The organism is Stieleria marina, from assembly GCA_007741555.1.
In the GTDB taxonomy this organism is placed as follows: Bacteria; Planctomycetota; Planctomycetia; order Pirellulales; family Pirellulaceae; genus K23-9.
The window spans coordinates 6,749,443-6,767,612 of the sequence record CP036526.1; the positions used below are offsets into that span (position 1 = coordinate 6,749,443).

Here is an 18,170-nt window from a genome sequence, read left to right on the forward strand (position 1 = left end):
ATCTCGGATGGCAGGACATCCAGCTCAATGATCTGGACGCGCCGTGTCCGTACGAAACGCCGAACGTCGTTAAGATGGCGAAGCAGGGCATGAACTTTACCCAAGCATATTCCGCGGCGCCGACCTGCCGACCTGCCGACCTGCCGACCTGCCGACCTGCCGACCTGTGCTCAACGCGAAACCTGGGCTGACAACCATCGGCTGATTCATCCATTTAACCAATAGCCACGGTTTTCCCGCTCGCATTCCCGCACAACCCTCGTTCGCACGAAAAACATTTCATGATACGACTCCACTTGCTGCTTGCGACGGCTGTTCTTTTTCAGACCGCAACGTCCTGCGCTCAGTCGATCGATTGGCCTGAATTTCTTTCACGACACGACATGGTTTGGGATCAGATTCCCAATCGGTGGGAACTCGCACCTTACAGCGGAAACGGCAATGTTGGTTTTCTGTTTTATCAAGCCGAAGGCGAAGCCAAAAATGTGATCTCGATCCATGCCGGTCGCCATGACTACTACGACCATCGCTTGCCACACGAAGGCGAACAGATGCTGTGGATTTACCGCAGTCGACTACCGCTGGGGCATTTCAAACTGCAATCAAAGGGCGACATCGAGTCGGTGGATCTACGACTGGGATTATGGAATGCCGAACTGACCGGAACGATTAAGACCTCCGTCGGTTCGTACAAGTTGCAAGGACTCACGCACAGCGGGCACGATGTACTGTTCTTTGAAACCGATGCGACCGACGAGTCGATCCAAATCAGTTGGCATCCCGACGCACCCTTCGCGCCGGTCAAAGAGAAGCTTGATGCCGGCGGCGGACCCAAAGGCGTTAGCTGGGACAAAATGCGCAATGCTCCTTACCCGCTACCACCCGAGCCGACCCTGAGCGAAGAAGGTGGCAATTACTTCTGCCGACAACTGCTGTATGAAAACCGTGGTGAGACCACGACCGGCTGGCAGGTCACGGGCGATGCTGCGGGGAAACAACAATTCACTGCCAGCGTTCACCACAGCTTTCCGGCGCACGATAGTTTGGAAATCGTCAAACAGAATTTGATCGACGCGCAGGATTTATTGGACAACGAATCGTTTGTCAGCAGCCATCGAACGTGGTGGCATGACTACTATCCACAGAGTTTCCTGACGCTCAACGACCCGGAAAAGGAATCCTTTTATTGGATTCAAATGTATAAGCTCGGATCGGCAATGCGTGAGAACGGTCCGATCCTGGATTTGATGGGGCCCTGGTATCACAAGACCTTTTGGCCGATGGTTTGGGGCGATTTGAATGTGCAGCTAATTTATTGGACACACTTGACCGCCAACCGCATGTCCCTGGGCGAATCGCTGCCAAACAACCTGGACAAATACGCGGACAATCTGGCGAAGAATGTTCCGGATCGCTGGAAAGACAGTGCCTCGATCGCAGCTTGTTTTCCACAAGATTGCCTGGCTTCCAACCGCGCGAACACGCCCGACATGCTGGCGTGGGTACTGCACGATTACTGGTTGCACTGCCAATACGCCGCTGACGACACACGGATGCGCGACGGATTGTTTCCACTGTTGCGTAAGACCGTCAACGGTTACCTGAACTACCTGCGTGATAACCCCGTCGCATCCGACGATGGAAAGATCCACATCAAAAACAGCTGGTCTCCGGAATACCCCGAAGGCCGCGGCCAGGACATCAATTTCACCATTGCGCTGTTACGTTGGAGTTGTCAAACGTTGGTGGATATCAATCACCAACATCAGCTGAACGATCCGCTGGAATCCGAATGGCAAAGGATTCTTGATAACCTGGTCGAATTCCAAACGGACGAGAACGGCTTGCGAATTGGCAAAGACATTGCCTTTGAAAAACCCCACCGTCACTACTCACACCTGCTGGGTTTCTATCCGCTGTCCGTCATCACGCCGGAAAACGATGTCGACACTAAATTACTGCGAACGTCACTGGATCATTGGTTGAACGTTTCGATCAATAGCAAAGTGAAAGTCAAAGCGATGCCGGTCACCGGATACACAGCTACGGGCGCGGCCTCGATGTATGCCTGTCTGGGTGATCCCGAGCAAGCCTATCACTATCTGGACTTTTTGATTCAGCACAAAAACGTTTCGCCCACGACGATGTACGCCGAAGGCAATCCGGTGATCGAAAGCCCGCTCTCGTTCGCGACCAGTTTGCACGACATGTTGCTGCAAAGTTGGGGCGGCAAGATTCGTGTCTTCCATGGAACGCCAGCAAGGTGGGGCGACGTCGCGTTTGAACACCTTCGCACGCAAGGCGCGTTTTTGGTGAGTGCGAAGAAGAAAGGTGGTGTGACCCAATTCGTGTTGATTGAAAGCTTAAAGGGCAAGCCCTGTCTGGTGCAGACCGATATCTCGCATCCTAAGATTTACATCAACGGTGTGTTAGCAAACGAAACACAAGTGTTCAAAAACGAAGGCTTCTACGAACTGAAAATCCAGCAGGGCGATATTGCGATTCTGACTCCGACCACGATCGAGGAAACGGACATGAACATTCAACCGATCCCTGTCAGCGCCGCCAGCCGCAACCTATTTGGTTTGAGTAAGAAAACTCAGCGATTGCCCAGCCACAAATTCTATTACCAATAGGTAGGCGGTCTGCATCAGGTCGTTGAAAACATGACAAGGAATAAACATGATTCACATTAACGCAGGACTGCCGTTTACACTCGGCATTTTCATAGGGTTTTTCTCTTTCGGGATCACGGAAGCGGCCGGGCAGAAGACGGACTCGGCCACAGTTTCGTACGGCAAACCCAACATCGTTTTGATCCTTTGCGATGACCTTGGTTACGGTGACGTCCAATGCCTGAATCCCACGCGCGGAAAAATCAAGACACCAAGCGTCGATAAACTGGCGGCCGAAGGCATGATCTTTACCGATGCCCACTCCGGTTCATCCGTCTGCACTCCGACGCGATACGGATTGTTGACGGGCCGTTACAGCTGGCGCACGAAGTTGCAACGCGGAGTGGTTCAGGGGTTTGCGCCCAACCTGATTGTTGAAGACCGCCCGACGGTGGCGAGCTTCCTAAAAGCGCAGGGCTATCACACGGGGATCATTGGTAAGTGGCATCTCAACTTCCAATACGTCGATCCCGCGACAGGCACTCCGATGAAGAAATTGAGGAAGAAGGCGCCAGCGCCGGTTGGTTCCACGATTCCAGACGGACCGGTCCAGCGTGGGTTCGACTATTTTCATGGCTTCCATCATGCCGGCAGTATGAAGTGCGTCATTGAAAACGAAAAGGTTATCGCTCACGACGATCAAATTAACATGCTGCCGCGTCTGACTCGCAAGGCAGTTGATTTTATCGACGAGCGATCCACCGAAAAGGAGAAGCCATTCTTTCTGTATGTTCCGTTTGGTTCGCCGCATACGCCGATTCTCCCTACCAAAGAGTGGCAGGGAAAAAGTGGGCTCGGTGACTACGCCGATTTCGTGATGCAGACCGATGCCGGAGTCGGCGCGATTACTGACGCATTGGAACGCAACGGCTTTGCGGATAACACGCTGGTCATCTTTAGCAGCGACAACGGCTGCTCCAAGGCTGCCAATTTCAAGAGATTGGAATCGCGCGGGCATTTTGCCAGCGCTCACATGCGTGGGTCGAAGGCAGACATTTGGGACGGCGGACATCGCATTCCGTTTATCGTTCGTTGGCCTGGGAAGGTAACGCCCGATTCGTCTTCCGACCAATTGATCTGTTTGACGGACTTTTTTGCCACATTTTCTGAGCTGATCGGCAAACCTCTGCCCGCAGACTGTGCGGAAGACAGCGTCAGTATTCTGCCGGCGTTGTCGGGGAAACCAATTGTATCTTCCCGCGCAGGCGTGATTCACCATTCGATCGATGGGCACTTCGCCTACCGGCAAGGAAAATGGAAGCTGTGCCTGGCGAAAGGCTCCGGCGGTTGGTCGGCTCCGAAAGAAGAGGACGTTCCGGCCGATGCCCCCAAGGCACAGCTCTATGATTTGGAAAAGGATCCTGGCGAAATCACCAACCTCTATACAACGCAACCTGAAGTCGTAGAGCGTCTTCTGAAACAGTTGGAAGCGGATGTCATGGGCGGACGCAGTACAGAAGGGTCGCCTTCAAAAAATGATGCAGAGATTGACCTCTGGAAACTCAATGCAGCGGAGCGTGGAAAAAATTCCAGGAAACAAAAAGAAGAAGCGAACGGAAAATAGTGAAAAAGCATAACACAATATTACTAGTCTCTTTATTCGCTTGTTTTCTAAGCACGGCGCTAACATTGCCTGCCCAAGAAGTGGCGGAAGATCCGGGGGAAACGGCTCTGCCACAAACGGGTGATTACTATCGTGCAGATCCGGCATCTCAGCCAGTCAAGTTGCGACTCAATGATCTGACCACCATCGTTGCAGCTCGCGCTAAACTCGACGGCGCCGTATTCGAGGGGAAGGGCTTGACCGGGCAGCACGGCGTTGCAGGTTTCTACTCAGAGAAGGACCAACTGACATTCTACGTGGATGCACCAGAAGCCGATGATTATGCGCTTAGCATTATTTTGGCCTCACCAGCTGGCCAGACGATGGAGTTCAAGTGTGGCGAATCTGTGATCACAACGCCTTCCTTGAAGAGAACGTGGAGAGGTTCGCCCAAGAATTGGCGTCAGCAAGTTCCCGGAGTGCTACACCTCAACGAAGGAGTGAATCAGATTACGTTTCGTTTACCGGAATCCACCGTCAAGCCAACGAAGAAGAATAAGGAATTGGCGACACATCGAGACCAAGGGCAGTTTATGCTTTATTCAATCGAGCTGGGAACTCCCTCAGCTCGACATGAGCAGCTTGAGCGAGCCAAAGAAATTCGCGGTGATTCTTCTTGGATGGTCGAAGGGAAGTATGGACTCTTCATACATTTCTCGGCCAATATGTATGGGTGGAAAGGCGATAAGAAGAGAGCTGAATGGTTTCAGGAATCGATCGACATGTTTGATGTTCAGCACTTCGCGGATCAAGTCGAACGCACGGGCGCGGCATGGGTGAATTTTACCGTTACTCATCAGGGTTTTTATTGGCCCGGTCCAAACAAGGCGGTCGATGCAGTCATGCCCGGGCGGACGACGGAGCGGGATTTGCTGATGGAGATTGTCGACGAGCTGGACTCGCGCGGTATCGCTACGTTGTTCTATCTACACAGTGGCTATAACGGATTCGAAGCTGCAGCTTGGCGTGATGCCTTAGCGGCAGATTATGGTGCGGCGGATGTTTCTAAATTTAATGACAACATGGTCGCCATTCTACGTGAATGCAGCCTGCGCTACGGCAAGAAGATCAAGGGCTTCGGTTATATCGACGGCTGTCTCATGCACGATTATCCCTTGGATCCACACTGGGAAAGTTGGGCTCGTGCGATCAAGGCGGGCAACCCAACAGCCGTGATTGGTTTCAGCTCAAATCAAGGGCCCGCAGTCAGCCCCTTCAGTGATCTATCCACCCGAGACGGTGGATCTTCGCTCGCTGAGTTTAACTCTGATCTGGTGGGTCCTGGCAAACAATATGGAATCATCGATCCGGCTTGGTGGTGTTACATGGATACATGGATTCCCAAGAAACCTATGAGCGAAAAATGGGGGAAGGGGCCTCGTCGCCCGACGAAGGCTTATGTGCAATATTTCAAAAAGATGGCTGAAAAGGGAGTGCCTGTGACCATCAACCTTTCGATGACGGCGGATGTCACTGATGATCATCCGATCTTCAATCCCAAGTGCATGGCCGTGATGGAAGAGGTGCGTAAGGCCATTCGCGGAAAAGAATAAGAAAACAGGAATCACAATTAGTGAAAACAAAAACGAGCATGCTCACAACCATGTCCTTAATCCTCACCCAATATAAATCTATGGAAAAGTGGTATGCAAGAACGATGAACATACAAACAAATAAAAGCATCCTGGCTTTTTGGGTGGTGGCCTTATTGGCTGTGGGGCTGTGTGCCGAAGCGTCTGCAGCGGAGCGGCCCAATATTGTTTTCATTTATGCCGATGATCTCGGCTACGGCGATGTTCAGTGTCTGAATCCCGAACACGGGAAAATTGCCACGCCAAAAATGGATCAGCTGGCAGCAGAGGGCATGGTGTTCACCGATGCGCACACCAGTTCGTCGGTCTGCACGCCATCGCGTTACGGCTTGTTGACCGGGCGCTACAACTGGCGCAGTGAACGCCAGGCGGGTGTGATCAATGGCTATGGCAAGCCACTCATTCCGACCGAACGCATGACCGTCGCGAGCCTGCTGAAGGCTCAGGGATACAGCACGGCGATGGTCGGCAAGTGGCATCTTGGTATGAACTTTGTGAAGAATGGTAAAGGTCAGCACCAAGTTGACTGGAAGGCCCCGATTACAGGCGGCCCCAGTGATTTAGGCTTTGACTATTACTTTGGTATCTCCGCGTCACTGGACATGCCTCCCTATATCTATATCGAGAACGACAAGTTTGTTGGTGAATGTACAACTACCAAAGACTTTAGGCGTACGGGGCCGGCACACGAGGATTTCGAAAGAATTGATGTCTTAGATGATTTTGCTGACAAAGCCGTTGGTTACATCAACAAGCAGGAAGCTGCGAAGCCATTCTTTCTATACGTTGCGTTGGCTTCACCGCACACACCCATTGTCCCGACGCCAGCATGGCAAGGCAAAAGTAAGCTCGGCGCGTATGGCGATTTCGTCATGCAGACCGATGCGGCGATCGGCCAGATTGTTCAGGCCGTCGATGCCGCACGGCTCACCGAAAACACACTCGTTATCGTCTCTAGCGATAATGGATGTTCGAAAGCGGCCAATATTAAAGGGCTCGAAGCGAAGGGGCATTATCCCAGTGCTCAATTCAGGGGTTCCAAAGCTGATTTATGGGACGGCGGGCACAGAGTTCCCTTCATTGTGCGTTGGCCGGCTGGCGTCAAACCGGGAAGCCAGTGCGATCAAACCATCTGCCTGACTGACTTGATGGCGACCTGTGCTGATCTTGCCGAAGTCAAACTGCCGGATACGGCAGGCGAAGACAGCGTCAGCTTTCTGCCCGCGTTGTCGGGGGAATCTATTGAGTCTTCCCGCGCGGGGGTAATTCATCATTCCATCAGTGGGCACTTCGCTTACCGGCAAGAAAAATGGAAGCTGTGCTTGGCGAAAGGCTCCGGCGGTTGGACGGCTCCGAAAGAAGAGGACGTTCCGGCCGATGCTCCCAAGGCGCAGCTCTATGATTTGGAAAAGGATCCTGGCGAAACCACCAACCTATATACGACGCACCCTGAAGTCGCCGAGCGTCTTTTGAAACAGTTGGAAGCTGATGTCATGAACGGGCGCAGCACCGAAGGCTCGGAAGCAAAGAACGATGTTGAAGGGATCAAGCTTTGGAAGAGTGGGCGCTGACGCGCCTCGCCATTTTTACGAGAGCTACCGAGGTTCACTGGAAAGAATACATGAAAAGAAGCATCGTTTTAGCAATTGCCTGCCTGTTGACGATTTCGAGCACAGTGGTTGCGGAGGAGGTCTATATCAGTCCTTCCGGACGTGATACCAACTCCGGCGAAAAAGATAATCCGTTGGCATCTCTGGATGGCGCACGGATAAAGATTGCGTCCGAAAAACATGCTGGAAAAGAACCGGTGACGGTATGGGTCCAGGGAGGCACGTATCATTTGGATAAAGCCTTCCATCTGGGAGCAGAGGACTCGGGTACGGCAAAGGCACCCATCACCTATCGCGCGGTGCCGGGCGAAGAAGTGCTGCTCAAGGGCAGTCTGCCGCTTTCTTCCAATGAATGGAAGCTTTGGAAAGATGGCATCTACATGCAGTCGCTCAAGGGCACTGCCCTGGAAGGGAAGGAGATTAACCAGCTCTTCATGTCAGACAAGCGGATGGTTCGCGCGCGCTTCCCCAATTGGGATTTTGAAAATCCGCTGCGCACCGGGTTGGGATACCTGCATGCAACGAATGAAAAATCGATGGAGATGCTCACATTTGACTCGGCGGACCTGAAACAACGTGCAGCGCAATGGAAGGACCCGCAGACGGGGATCGTGCATGCCTTTCACGCTCACAACTGGGGGAACTTCCAGTTTCGTATCAAAGAAATCGACACAGCAAATCAGACGATTCATTTTGGCGAAGGCGGCTGGCAGGCGCAGCGTCGTTATGGGGTCGGTGCGGGGAAGAGTCACGGTGGCTCTCCATTCTATATCGATAATATTTTTGAAGAGTTGGACGCCCCACTGGAGTGGTTTCATGACGCGAAGACCGACACGCTTTATTTCAAGCCACCGGCCGGAACCGATCTGAAAGATGTTTCCGTCGAGGCTGCGGTGGTCGACCGCATCATCGAATGTGTCGGCTCGGAGCATATCCATTTTGACGGATTTCATCTCACGCAGACACATACGACTTTTATGGATGCTTACGATGACATCGCGCGCGGTGACTGGGCGGTCCATCGGGGCGGCGCGGTGTATTTTAACGATTGCCAAAACTGCTCCGTTCGCAATTTCCATATCGAGCAGGTCGGCGGAAACGGCATCTTTGTGGATGGGTTTAACCGTGAAATTCATATCACAGGTTGTCTGGTTGAAGAAACCGGCGAGAGTGCAGTCTGTTTCGTAGGAAATCCTGAATCCGTTCGAGACTACCAGACGTGGGAGAAAGCGGTACGCAAGATCGTTGACCTGGAACCCGGACCCAAAACGAAAGATTATCCCGCGAACTGCAGTGTGAAAAATACGATCACCCGCGATGTCGGGGTCTATGGGAAACAGACCTCCGGCGTGTTGGTTTCCATGGCCATGGATATCACGATCGATCATTGCAGCGTGTATCGCATTGCCCGCGCCGGCGTGACATTGAACGACGGTACCTGGGGCGGTCACGTAATGTCGCATTGCGATATCTACGATACGATTCTTGATACGGGTGAACACGGCCCCTTCAACGCTTGGGGACGGGAACGTTTCTGGAAAGGAAGACACCTGAACAAAGATCTGGTGCTGCTCGATGCCATGAAGCCGGTGAAATTGCATAACAACCGGGTGGGCAACTATCGCTCCGGAGTCAGTGCGGGTAACTGGACCATCGACCTGGACGATGGCTCGTCAAACTTTCAGATCTACAACAACCTGATGCTCGGCTCCACGCTCAAGCTGCGCGATGGATATCATCGCGAGGTGTGGAACAACATCATGGTGAGCGCGGTTCCGATCGGTTTACATTGCTGGCCGGCGGACAATAGCGAAGATGTTTTCGAGCGGAACATTGTGGTGGTCTCAGGTGCCGTCGAAGGTTCCAAGCGGATATCAACAGGCATGATCGGTTCAGCCCGCATGCCTAAGGATTATGGGAGTTGGGGGCGGTTCGATTCCAACATTTGGTGGAATACAAATGCGAAAGATTTTTCAGCGGGGAATCAAGTAAAGAGTCTGGCGCAGTGGCAGGAAAAACAAGGCGAAACCGATGCGTTTGCCGACCCGCTGTTTGTTGATCCGGAAAATCGAAACTACAACGTTAAAGCTGACTCGCCGGCGTTGAAGCTAGGCTTCAAAAACTTCCCCATGGACCAGTTCGGTCATCAGATGACGCGGGTCATGTGTGGCAGCACCGAATTTGAAGATTCCATCGAAGTCGTGATTCGCCCCGATGCCCGTGGAGGCGAGGTGCATTATTCGCTCGATGGTTCTGTCCCGACGGTAGATTCGCCGACCTACAAAAAGCCGCTGAGTATCGGGCAGACGACCACACTGATTGCGAGCTCCTTTGATGCACAGGGCCATGAGGTCGGGTTTGCCGATAAGGTGATCTTGAAGAAAGTGGACGCCGTCGTGCAACAGAGCTGGTTGGCTTCGTTGTTGGCGGGGAAGCATGTGGGCTCCGCAGAAAAAAGAACCGCATCCTCCAAACGGCCCCGCAGTTGGAACTGGGCCGGGATGGAGCTAGTCACTATTTCTGACTTCCCCGACTACATCGATGCGTCTGGTGGCCAAGACTACGGTGCGTTTGTCGTGAAGCTGGATGCCGATTCTCCGGCCGCTAAAGCGGGTCTGAAAAACGGGGATACAATTATTCGGGCGGGCTCAACGGAGGTTCAAAACCTGGAAGATCTGAAGCGTGCACTGACGTCAGCCAAAGGTGCCGTGACTGTGAAGGTTTTCCGCGACTACAAGCAGTACGATTACACGTTGGCACAGTCGTCGATGCCATGGACGATCGATACGCAAGCTGAGTGGGAACAAAGTGTCGACTCGAAGAGTCAGCTTGAAATAAAGGACGGCATGGCCACGCTAACGGCGAAAACCGCGACGTTTCGGAGCACGCTGAAAACCTTCGACGATAAGCGTTCGGCGGAGTCGATTACGATTGCCCAGTCTCCGGTTTGGGAAAACTGGAACCCGATTGGGCAGATCGGGCCGAAGAACGTCAAGAATGCACCTGTATTTCTACGAATGGGAGAAGACGATTACTGGTTGTTTGCTGGGTATAAGGAGAGTAAGGATGCCGAGCCTGTAGCATCGGCTACCCTGGAAGGGTTTGATGTTCCGCTCATGAGCACGAAGAATCCACACCTGTTTATCGCTCCTGGAGGAGTGAATCCTAAGCGCGGAGGTTACTACGGCTGGCAGAGCCGAGATATGGTTAACTGGGTATTCCATGGGCCGATGTCACCTCCGAAGGCGGGAAATGCGACAACTGCTGAACTCGTGGATGGTAAGGTCTATCTTTACTATGACTATCCCAATGACCAAGACCCGCATTTGGCAATCGATGCTGATTTAACCGATGGCGAACCAGGGGTAGATATGGGAATGGCTTTTCTCGATCCTTCCCATGGGTCCGATTGCGCGGTGATTCGTGACCTGGATGGAAACTTTCATCTGATTGTGGAGGACTGGAATCCGATCGATGCGTCCACCCACGCTTGGGATTCTCCGCTCGCTACGCATGCGGTCAGCAAGGATGGCAAAGGGGATTTCAAAATATTACCGCCAGTGGTCGATGAACGCACGAAACCGACTGGGAAAATGGGCGAGTACTTTCATCCGCACTGGCATAGAGGAGCGCGCAAAGACGAATTTCCCGCCAAGCCAGTGCCGCAGGACATTCCGCGACAAAGAATTAAGAAGGGGGATATTCGTGCGTTTGCAGAATACGAAATTCACGAGCCGGAGCAGAACGCTTTTGGTGACTGGGCGGCCATTTCTATCGGTGGCCAATATTATCTCTTCGGTGATTTCGACCCCGCCACTGCTCATGGCGATAAGAATGCCATGAGTGTCGCGTGGTTTACTTCCTCTGACATCAATGAGCAGTTCACCTTCTGTGGAAACGTTGGGGCTGGCCATCCCGATCCAGATATTATGTTCGCGGAAGATAGATTCTATCTGATCACTCAGACCACGCAGGATTTCGTAAGCACTGGTCCCTGGGTAGAAGGCGTCGAAGTCCATGTCGGCGTGGATACCAACAAAGACGGAGCCATCGACCAGTGGACAGACTGGCAGACGATCAAAGAAACGTACGGACCGATCCCCGGCTTCGCCAAACAGGTGGCGAAAACGCCGGCACAAATGGATCTGTCCAGTCTCCCGAAGGGCTATGGTTTTCAGTTCGAGCTTCGTCTGACGGACACGACAGAGAACAAGTCCAAGCCGATAATCCAAGCGATTAAGATGAACTTCCGATAAAAAGTCAGGTTGGCAACACGGTTTTCAGTCACGACAACGACGACAAGCAATAGCCACTAAGTTCGATGAAAAACCCTTTTATAAACAGAGCCTAGCTTCGCTCGCCGCGGAATGTCGTATGAAAATTAAGATCGTTTTGGTGCTGGCCAGCCTGCTGAGCGTCGCATGTATCGCCCAGGCAGAACCCGTCGATCCGCCGGATGCGTCTTCCCGACCGAATGTCATCTTCATCAAAACGGATGACCAGCGATTCGATTCGCTCAGCATGACCGGGCACCCGGTGACCAAGACGCCAAACATCGATCGGTTGGCCGCCGAAGGTGTCTTTTTCAATCAAGCCTTGATCACTAGCCCGATTTGCGGTCCCAGCCGGGCGAACTTTTTCACCGGACAATGGGAACGAAAGAATCGGGTTGGCTTCACGAACGTCTCGAAGAATTTCATCTCCAACGGTCTATTTGACAACAGTTGGCTGATGCAGTTGAAACGCGCGGGCTACTTTGCCGGGTATCTCGGCAAGCATCACACCAATATCGGTGAGATCAAGCAGCGAAATCGTTACATGCAAGAGAGCCTGGATTTTTGTTACATGAAACCGGGGCATCTGGGTTTTGATCTGATGAAGTGGAAACAGTTTCAAAACCTGAAACACAGTTCGCAGATTGAAGGTCTGTTTGAGGCGACCGACGCGTTCATTCGGCCAGACAAAGACAAAGACTATTTCTTTGAGAATACCGACGCATCGGTGAAAGACTTTTTGCAGCACCGCGATCCAGACAAGCCGTTCTGTCTGTCGATCAATTTCAATCTGCCCCACGCCGCCAGCATTGGCGGGATGGGAGCGGGGCCGACCGATCCCGAGATGTACCGGTCGCTCTACAGCGACCAGGCAGACGACTTTGCGTTCCCCGCAGGGTATCCGAATATCAAAGTGCCACTTCCCGCCAGCGTTTTTGAACAAGACGATTTGATGGGCTACTATCACACAACGAATCCGCGGAAGTTGCTCGATAAGAAAACCAAAATGGCCCGCGCCGTGGCCGGGATTGACCTGTTTGTTGGCAACCTGCGGCAGGTGTTGGATGAAATGGATCTGGCCGGCAACACCACCCTAGTTTTCATTTCGGACCATGGACTGCTGCTGGGAGAACATGGCCTGGGCGGAAAGACGTTCCTGTACGAAGAGTCGATCCGCGTTCCGCTGATCGTCTACTCGCCGCACTTTGACCAGAAAGAGCGGGGGAAAACGATTGATAATCTGGTCGTGGGACAAGACGTGCCTGCGACGATACTGGAATTGTGCGGACTGCCGGTTCCGTCCACATATCAAGGCAAAAGTCTGTTGCCGCTTATTCAGGGTCGCCAGGTTCCGTGGCGCGAGGATGTGTTCTGCGAAAACCTGTTTACCGATCAAGGTTATCCGCGTATGGAAGCTGTCCGCGGGAAGCAATGGAAATACATTCGGTATTTTTCGCGTGAGCACGATCGCACAAAGTATTTGCCAGACGCGTCCATTAACGGCGAACGGCCGATTTACGAGGAGCTGTTCGATCTCAAGAGCGATCCTCAAGAACAAAACAATCTGGCCAACCTCCCGGAATACGTATCCGTGTTAAAAAAACACAGAACGCGATGCCAAGTGTTGGTGACGGAATTGGCGAAGTAAAGCAGGCGTTGCCTGACGGATTAGCCGAATTCTAAACGCGTATGAAACGGAAAAAAGTCAAGGAAGTTGTTTCATCCCAACATCCTGAACGAACTCAGTAAGAATAGAAAACAGACGAATACAAATCAAACGAGGACGATGAATATGAAGCTGCTTCGAACGACAACAATTGCACTGCTGATGTGTGCTTCGGCAACCGCGTTCACCTTGCGTGCTTCAGCAGAGATGCGCCCCAACATCATCATCTTTTATGTGGATGATCTCGGGTGGCAGGGAAGCCAGCTAAACGACGTGGATTCACCTTGTCCTTATGAAACACCAAATGTGGTGAAGCTGGCAGCGCAGGGTATGAATTTCACCCAAGCGTATTCCGCCGCGCCGAGTTGTGCGCCTTCGCGGGCCGGAATCATCACGGGTCAGCATCCGGGTAAGCTCCGGTACACGCACGTTACGTTTGACAACTTTCCAAAAAATAGGCCGACGGAAGAATTCTCTGAACCCTATCTGGGTGCTCATCTTCGGATGGATGCACTCACCTTGGCAACGGCACTAAAAGACAATGGATATCACACGGGCCATGTGGGCAAATGGCACCTGGGATTGAGTTCGTCTCTTTTCGGCTTTGATTTCAGCCATGAGGATCGCGGGGTGCATCGAAAGACGGCCGATCGAACGAAGGACTTTTCAACCGCCGATGATCCAAAGTATCCGCTGAGTAAAATCAAATACCCGCCGTTTAGCACCAAGAAGCCAGACGGAATTTCTTATCCTTACGACGGGGTCACCGAGTCCGCTCTTCAGTTCATGGAAGAGAGCGATGACAAACCTTTCTTTCTCTACTTGGCCCACTGGATGGTTCACTGGCCGGCGATGACCCGCAATGGTGAGCTTTTGGAATACTACTGCGACAAGCTCGGGCAACCGTTCCCGCCCAAAAAAGGAGCTCAGTCGCTCGAAGGTCAGAACAACCCCTATTTCGCGTCCATGGTCAGCACGGTCGACTGGAGCTTGGGACGAATCGTGGATCATTTGGAAAAGACAGATGATCCACGCAATCCTGGCAAGAAGCTGATCGAAACGACCTATCTGTTTTTCAGCTCAGACAATGGAGGCGCAACGCGCCATGGCCAAGAAGTTCTGTCCGATAACGCTCCGCTGAAATTCGGCAAGACACATGGCGAAGAAGGCGGTATTCGTGTCCCGATGGTAATTCGAGGACCGGGCATTCCGAAGGCGTCGCAGTTTGATGGATTGGTGAATCAGCTCGACTACTTCCCTACGATCCTGAATTTGACGAAGTCCGCGATTGCACCGGAAGCAAAAAAAACGCTGAGCGGCTTGGACATCACTCCTGTGCTTTTGGAAGGTGCCCCGCAGATTGTGGATGGACAAGGGGCGGCACGAAAAAACCTATTTTGGCATTTTCCGCACGGTCAGGATTCGATGAAAGCCGCGCTTCGCGAAGGAGACTTTAAGCTCCTCAAGAACTATCAAACGCGGGACCACAGTCTGTATCGTCTCTACAAAAATGGGCAACGAGCGGATCTCGAGGAGATGAAGGATCTGGCGACGGATCCCCAGTACACTTCGGTTCTCAAAGACCTTTCAGCAAAGCTGGATCGCCATCTCGAAGAGAACCAAGTCGAAGGTCCGTACCTGAACCCTGCTTTTAAGAGCAAAACGAAACCATCCGCCGAGATCCAGAAGGTGGCATTCAAAGCGGAGAGTCGTCGGGCAAGCGTGAGGCTGAGGAGCCCTAGCCCCGCGATTGAGACCGCTTATGTCATTTACCGTGATCCGCCGGGGGTGGATAAAATCAAAGCGAAACGTGGCAAGGAATCATTCGATGAGCGTCTCGGCATGAAGATGCCCGCCACCATCGCCTCTTCCGGCAACACAGTCGTCGCCCAAATTCCGGAAGGAATCGACGCTTTTTGCTTTCTGTTGATCGACGAAAACAACTACCAATCCTTCAGCGATATCCAGCTAGCTCGGTAGTCGTGTGGTGACGTTCACGCCCGTCTCCATGAGCAACAAGAATGTTTCAGCCCGGGTCGCTATCGCGGGCGTTAGGTTTTCGGTTTTCCGCGAAGCGTATCATATGTCGTCTTTCACAAATGTGTTTGTGCGACTTGCCCCTTCAAACCGAGAGGCTCGACAGTGGTGCTCCGCTCCAACGACGACAAATCCGAGCCGCGATTTCTCGGCCAGCCGCCTGACTGCGAAATCCTACGTATTTCCTCTGGGGTGATGCCATGGTTTGCAGCGGTTGCCGCGATGATCTCGTCAGGTGTGATTGCTTTCAGTAGATGTAGGGCCGGTTCCGGGGCTAACCCCTTTAATTAGCCCGACTTCAACCAGCAACTCTCAGGATCGCAAAGCCGCTGGGAAACGTCATTCGCTGCGACGTGCTCGATCCCAAACGTTCCCCAAACCGCTGGCTTGTTCGGCGGCAGCTTTCTTGCGTTTCCGCTCGTCGAAGGCGATTGAGTACACGTACAACCGCTCGACCTTCGTCCGCGCCCAATCCGTCTTGCGAAGAAACTTCAAGCTACTGTTGATGCTCGGATTGGAGTTAAAGCACTGGATGTTGATCCGTTCGCCCAATCGCTCCCAGCCGTACTCCGCGACCAAGTATTCCAGCATCGCCTTGAGCGTGACGCCATGCAGAGGATTGTTGGGTTGGGATTGGTTCATGGCTATCTCGGTGACTCTCGATGTCCCGATCGCTTTTCGTCAAAGGGCAGGTCATGTTAACTAGCTGACCAAGTTAACAGAATGACATCGAGAGATTCGAATACCGGAGTGAACAGAGCGGCAGACAAACTTGTTGACGCACGCAAGAATCAAAGAGTCCTGACCCATTTGATACTTGGCCCATTTGATACTTGGCCCATTTGATACTTGGCCCATTTGATACTTGGCCCATTTGATACTTGGCCCATTTGATACTTTCTAACTCCACCTGCAGTGATTGCGTCGGGCTCCGCCCTAGGTCAACGGAAATCTGTCAGGAACAAACGCACGTCTCCAGGTTAGAAAAGGAACGCTGTATCACGTAGGGCCGGTTCCCACCGGCCGAAATGTGTTCACGATGGAATCAATTGCTTGTGACCCGCGGTTATCACGTACGCGACGATTCGCTCAGTAGAGGCGGGCGACAGGAATCGGCTTGCTCTGACCATATCAGGAGAAAGTGCCGCCGGGGTTCCACGTTGCATGGAATCCCGGCGAGCACAGCCGTTTGCCAGCACGATGCCAGCATCAAGAAACTAGTTCTTGATCAGGACACTGTCCAGCTCGTTCAGACGCTTCAAGTCTTGTTCGGTGAAGACGCCAAAGTGTTCGTTTTGCTCAAAACAGCGATCATTTGCTCATTGGTCTTGCATCCAACGACCTCTCTCGCACGACCCAGATATGTCCTGATCGTAGACGAAGTGATGCCAACCTTCTCGGATATTTCTGCCTGCGAATCGCCTTCCGCCAATAGCCTGACAATTTCCCATTCACGTTCGTGAATGCCTTCTATTGGTGCATCGTAAATGGCAAATGCAATCATCTGCAGTGGTTCAACAAATTCTGCGGTAACGTAGAGCGCCGTTCCATCCAACGCTTCGACCGAAATTCCCTCACAGATCCGATCATAAGTTGCATTTGCCAAAAACTGCTGCACTTTGTCTTTGTAGCGAGGAGGAAACAGCTGCCAGACGGGAACAGGACGATCAGGATTCGTTGTATCTTGACCAAGCGCAATTCGTGCTCCGCTGTGCGACACACCTTGCATGTCAACAAAAAGCACGTTTCGAAGATTGAGCTGTTGAAGACGATGCAGCTGCTTTTGAGTGAAGCCCATTTTTTTGCGTGCTAGTTCTTTGGACAAAAGTAAGTGAGATTGCTGTGAGCAGGCGTAACGTGTAGACGCCCTGCAATTCGTTAAGCACGATCCGTCAACGTCCAGATGCCGCTTCACGCAGCAGGCGTATTGTCGGCAAATCCAGCATCATTGCGGCAACAAAAAAAAACTTTTTCTTTGCGACGCATCCTTGGTCGGTACTCAGCGTTAATGTGTCAGGTACTAGCTTTCGCTGCTAGGCACGCTCACAGTGATTCAGGGCAACTCAGTTGCTTAATCTGCGCAGGATTTTGAGCATTTTCGCTGGTCTGGCTGCGAAGTCTCTAAGGGTGCGTGCGATTGCGTTACAGCCTGAATGACGAAGTAGCGTGAGGCTGGCGTTGCGAAGAGTCGCGAAATTCTCTGGTCCGTGACCCTTGCGAATACCACAACTATCTTCGACCCAGGTGACATCGCGAATCCAATGCAGGCGGTTTTCAATTCCCCAGTGGCCGCGACTCAGCGTAAGCAACTCGCGGGCACCCGCCCGGTCAGGACCAACGCTTGTGATCGCGTGGGACACATCTGTCGTTCGATTACCGTTGATGATGCGTGTTCGCTCAATCCGGATCGCTTGGGCGAAACCTGGCCAGTTGAGATAGCCCTTCAGGCGAGAACTGGCTTGCAAGAATCGAATTTCAATGCGACCGTGTCCTTTGTCGACATCGCGAACTTCATCAAGCTGATAAGTCAAGAAAGAGGCCTGCCCCCTTTCTTGCTTGACCCTTTCTTGCTTCAAACTGAGTCCCGCGACGTGTTCTCACATCTAACTGGGAGTTGGGGAGGCACGAATCTGTTCCCAGTCCTTTTTGCAACGACATAATAGCGAGGCGACGATCGAGCGCTCGAGCCGGGGCTTTGCAAGATGCGACCGGG

10 protein-coding genes are annotated in these 18,170 nt (G+C 52.5%); 7 read left to right on the forward strand and 3 right to left on the reverse strand.

Annotated elements, in window-relative coordinates:
• Positions 1 to 281 precede the first annotated feature (281 nt).
• From K239x_RS23990 to K239x_RS24020, 7 genes are all read left to right on the forward strand, one after another.
• Positions 282 to 2,636, forward strand: a complete 2,355-nt coding sequence (locus K239x_RS23990; protein ID WP_145420864.1) for a glycosyl hydrolase family 95 catalytic domain-containing protein — start codon at positions 282 to 284, stop codon at positions 2,634 to 2,636.
• Between the two features lie 46 nt (positions 2,637 to 2,682).
• Positions 2,683 to 4,239, forward strand: a complete 1,557-nt coding sequence (locus tag K239x_RS23995) for a sulfatase family protein (RefSeq protein ID WP_145420865.1) — start codon at positions 2,683 to 2,685, stop codon at positions 4,237 to 4,239.
• Positions 4,239 to 5,831 carry a carbohydrate-binding protein gene (locus tag K239x_RS24000; RefSeq protein ID WP_145420866.1) on the forward strand — a complete coding sequence of 531 codons (1,593 nt, stop codon included), beginning with the start codon at positions 4,239 to 4,241 and terminating at the stop codon, positions 5,829 to 5,831. The genes K239x_RS23995 and K239x_RS24000 overlap by 1 nt, the downstream gene beginning before the upstream one ends.
• Positions 5,832 to 5,851: 20 nt before the next feature.
• The gene (locus tag K239x_RS24005; RefSeq protein ID WP_419189335.1) at positions 5,852 to 7,441 is read left to right on the forward strand and encodes a sulfatase family protein; all 1,590 of its coding nucleotides are present in this window, start codon (positions 5,852 to 5,854) and stop codon (positions 7,439 to 7,441) included.
• The gene (locus K239x_RS24010; protein ID WP_145420867.1) at positions 7,423 to 11,736 is read left to right on the forward strand and encodes a chitobiase/beta-hexosaminidase C-terminal domain-containing protein; all 4,314 of its coding nucleotides are present in this window, start codon (positions 7,423 to 7,425) and stop codon (positions 11,734 to 11,736) included. The genes K239x_RS24005 and K239x_RS24010 overlap by 19 nt, the downstream gene beginning before the upstream one ends.
• 118 nt (positions 11,737 to 11,854) lie before the next feature.
• Entirely contained in the window at positions 11,855 to 13,402 is a 1,548-nt protein-coding gene (locus K239x_RS24015; RefSeq protein ID WP_145420868.1) for a sulfatase-like hydrolase/transferase, read from the forward strand.
• Positions 13,403 to 13,546: 144 nt separating this feature from the next.
• Positions 13,547 to 15,400, forward strand: a complete 1,854-nt coding sequence (locus K239x_RS24020) for a sulfatase (protein WP_145420869.1) — start codon at positions 13,547 to 13,549, stop codon at positions 15,398 to 15,400.
• A 396-nt stretch (positions 15,401 to 15,796) separates the two neighbouring features.
• Here the strand turns inward: K239x_RS24020 and K239x_RS24025 are convergent, their stop codons facing one another.
• From K239x_RS24025 to K239x_RS24035, 3 genes are all read right to left on the reverse strand, one after another.
• On the reverse strand, positions 15,797 to 16,099 hold the full coding sequence (locus tag K239x_RS24025) for a VF530 family protein (RefSeq protein WP_145420870.1): 303 nt from the start codon (positions 16,097 to 16,099) through the stop codon (positions 15,797 to 15,799).
• 616 nt (positions 16,100 to 16,715) lie between these two features.
• Positions 16,716 to 17,075, reverse strand: a complete 360-nt coding sequence (locus K239x_RS24030; RefSeq protein ID WP_419189336.1) for a helix-turn-helix transcriptional regulator — start codon at positions 17,073 to 17,075, stop codon at positions 16,716 to 16,718.
• A gap of 445 nt (positions 17,076 to 17,520) precedes the next feature.
• Positions 17,521 to 18,033 (reverse strand): ISAs1 family transposase, encoded by a 513-nt coding sequence (locus K239x_RS24035; protein ID WP_145420872.1) that lies wholly within the window; start codon positions 18,031 to 18,033, stop codon positions 17,521 to 17,523.
• Positions 18,034 to 18,170 lie beyond the last annotated feature (137 nt).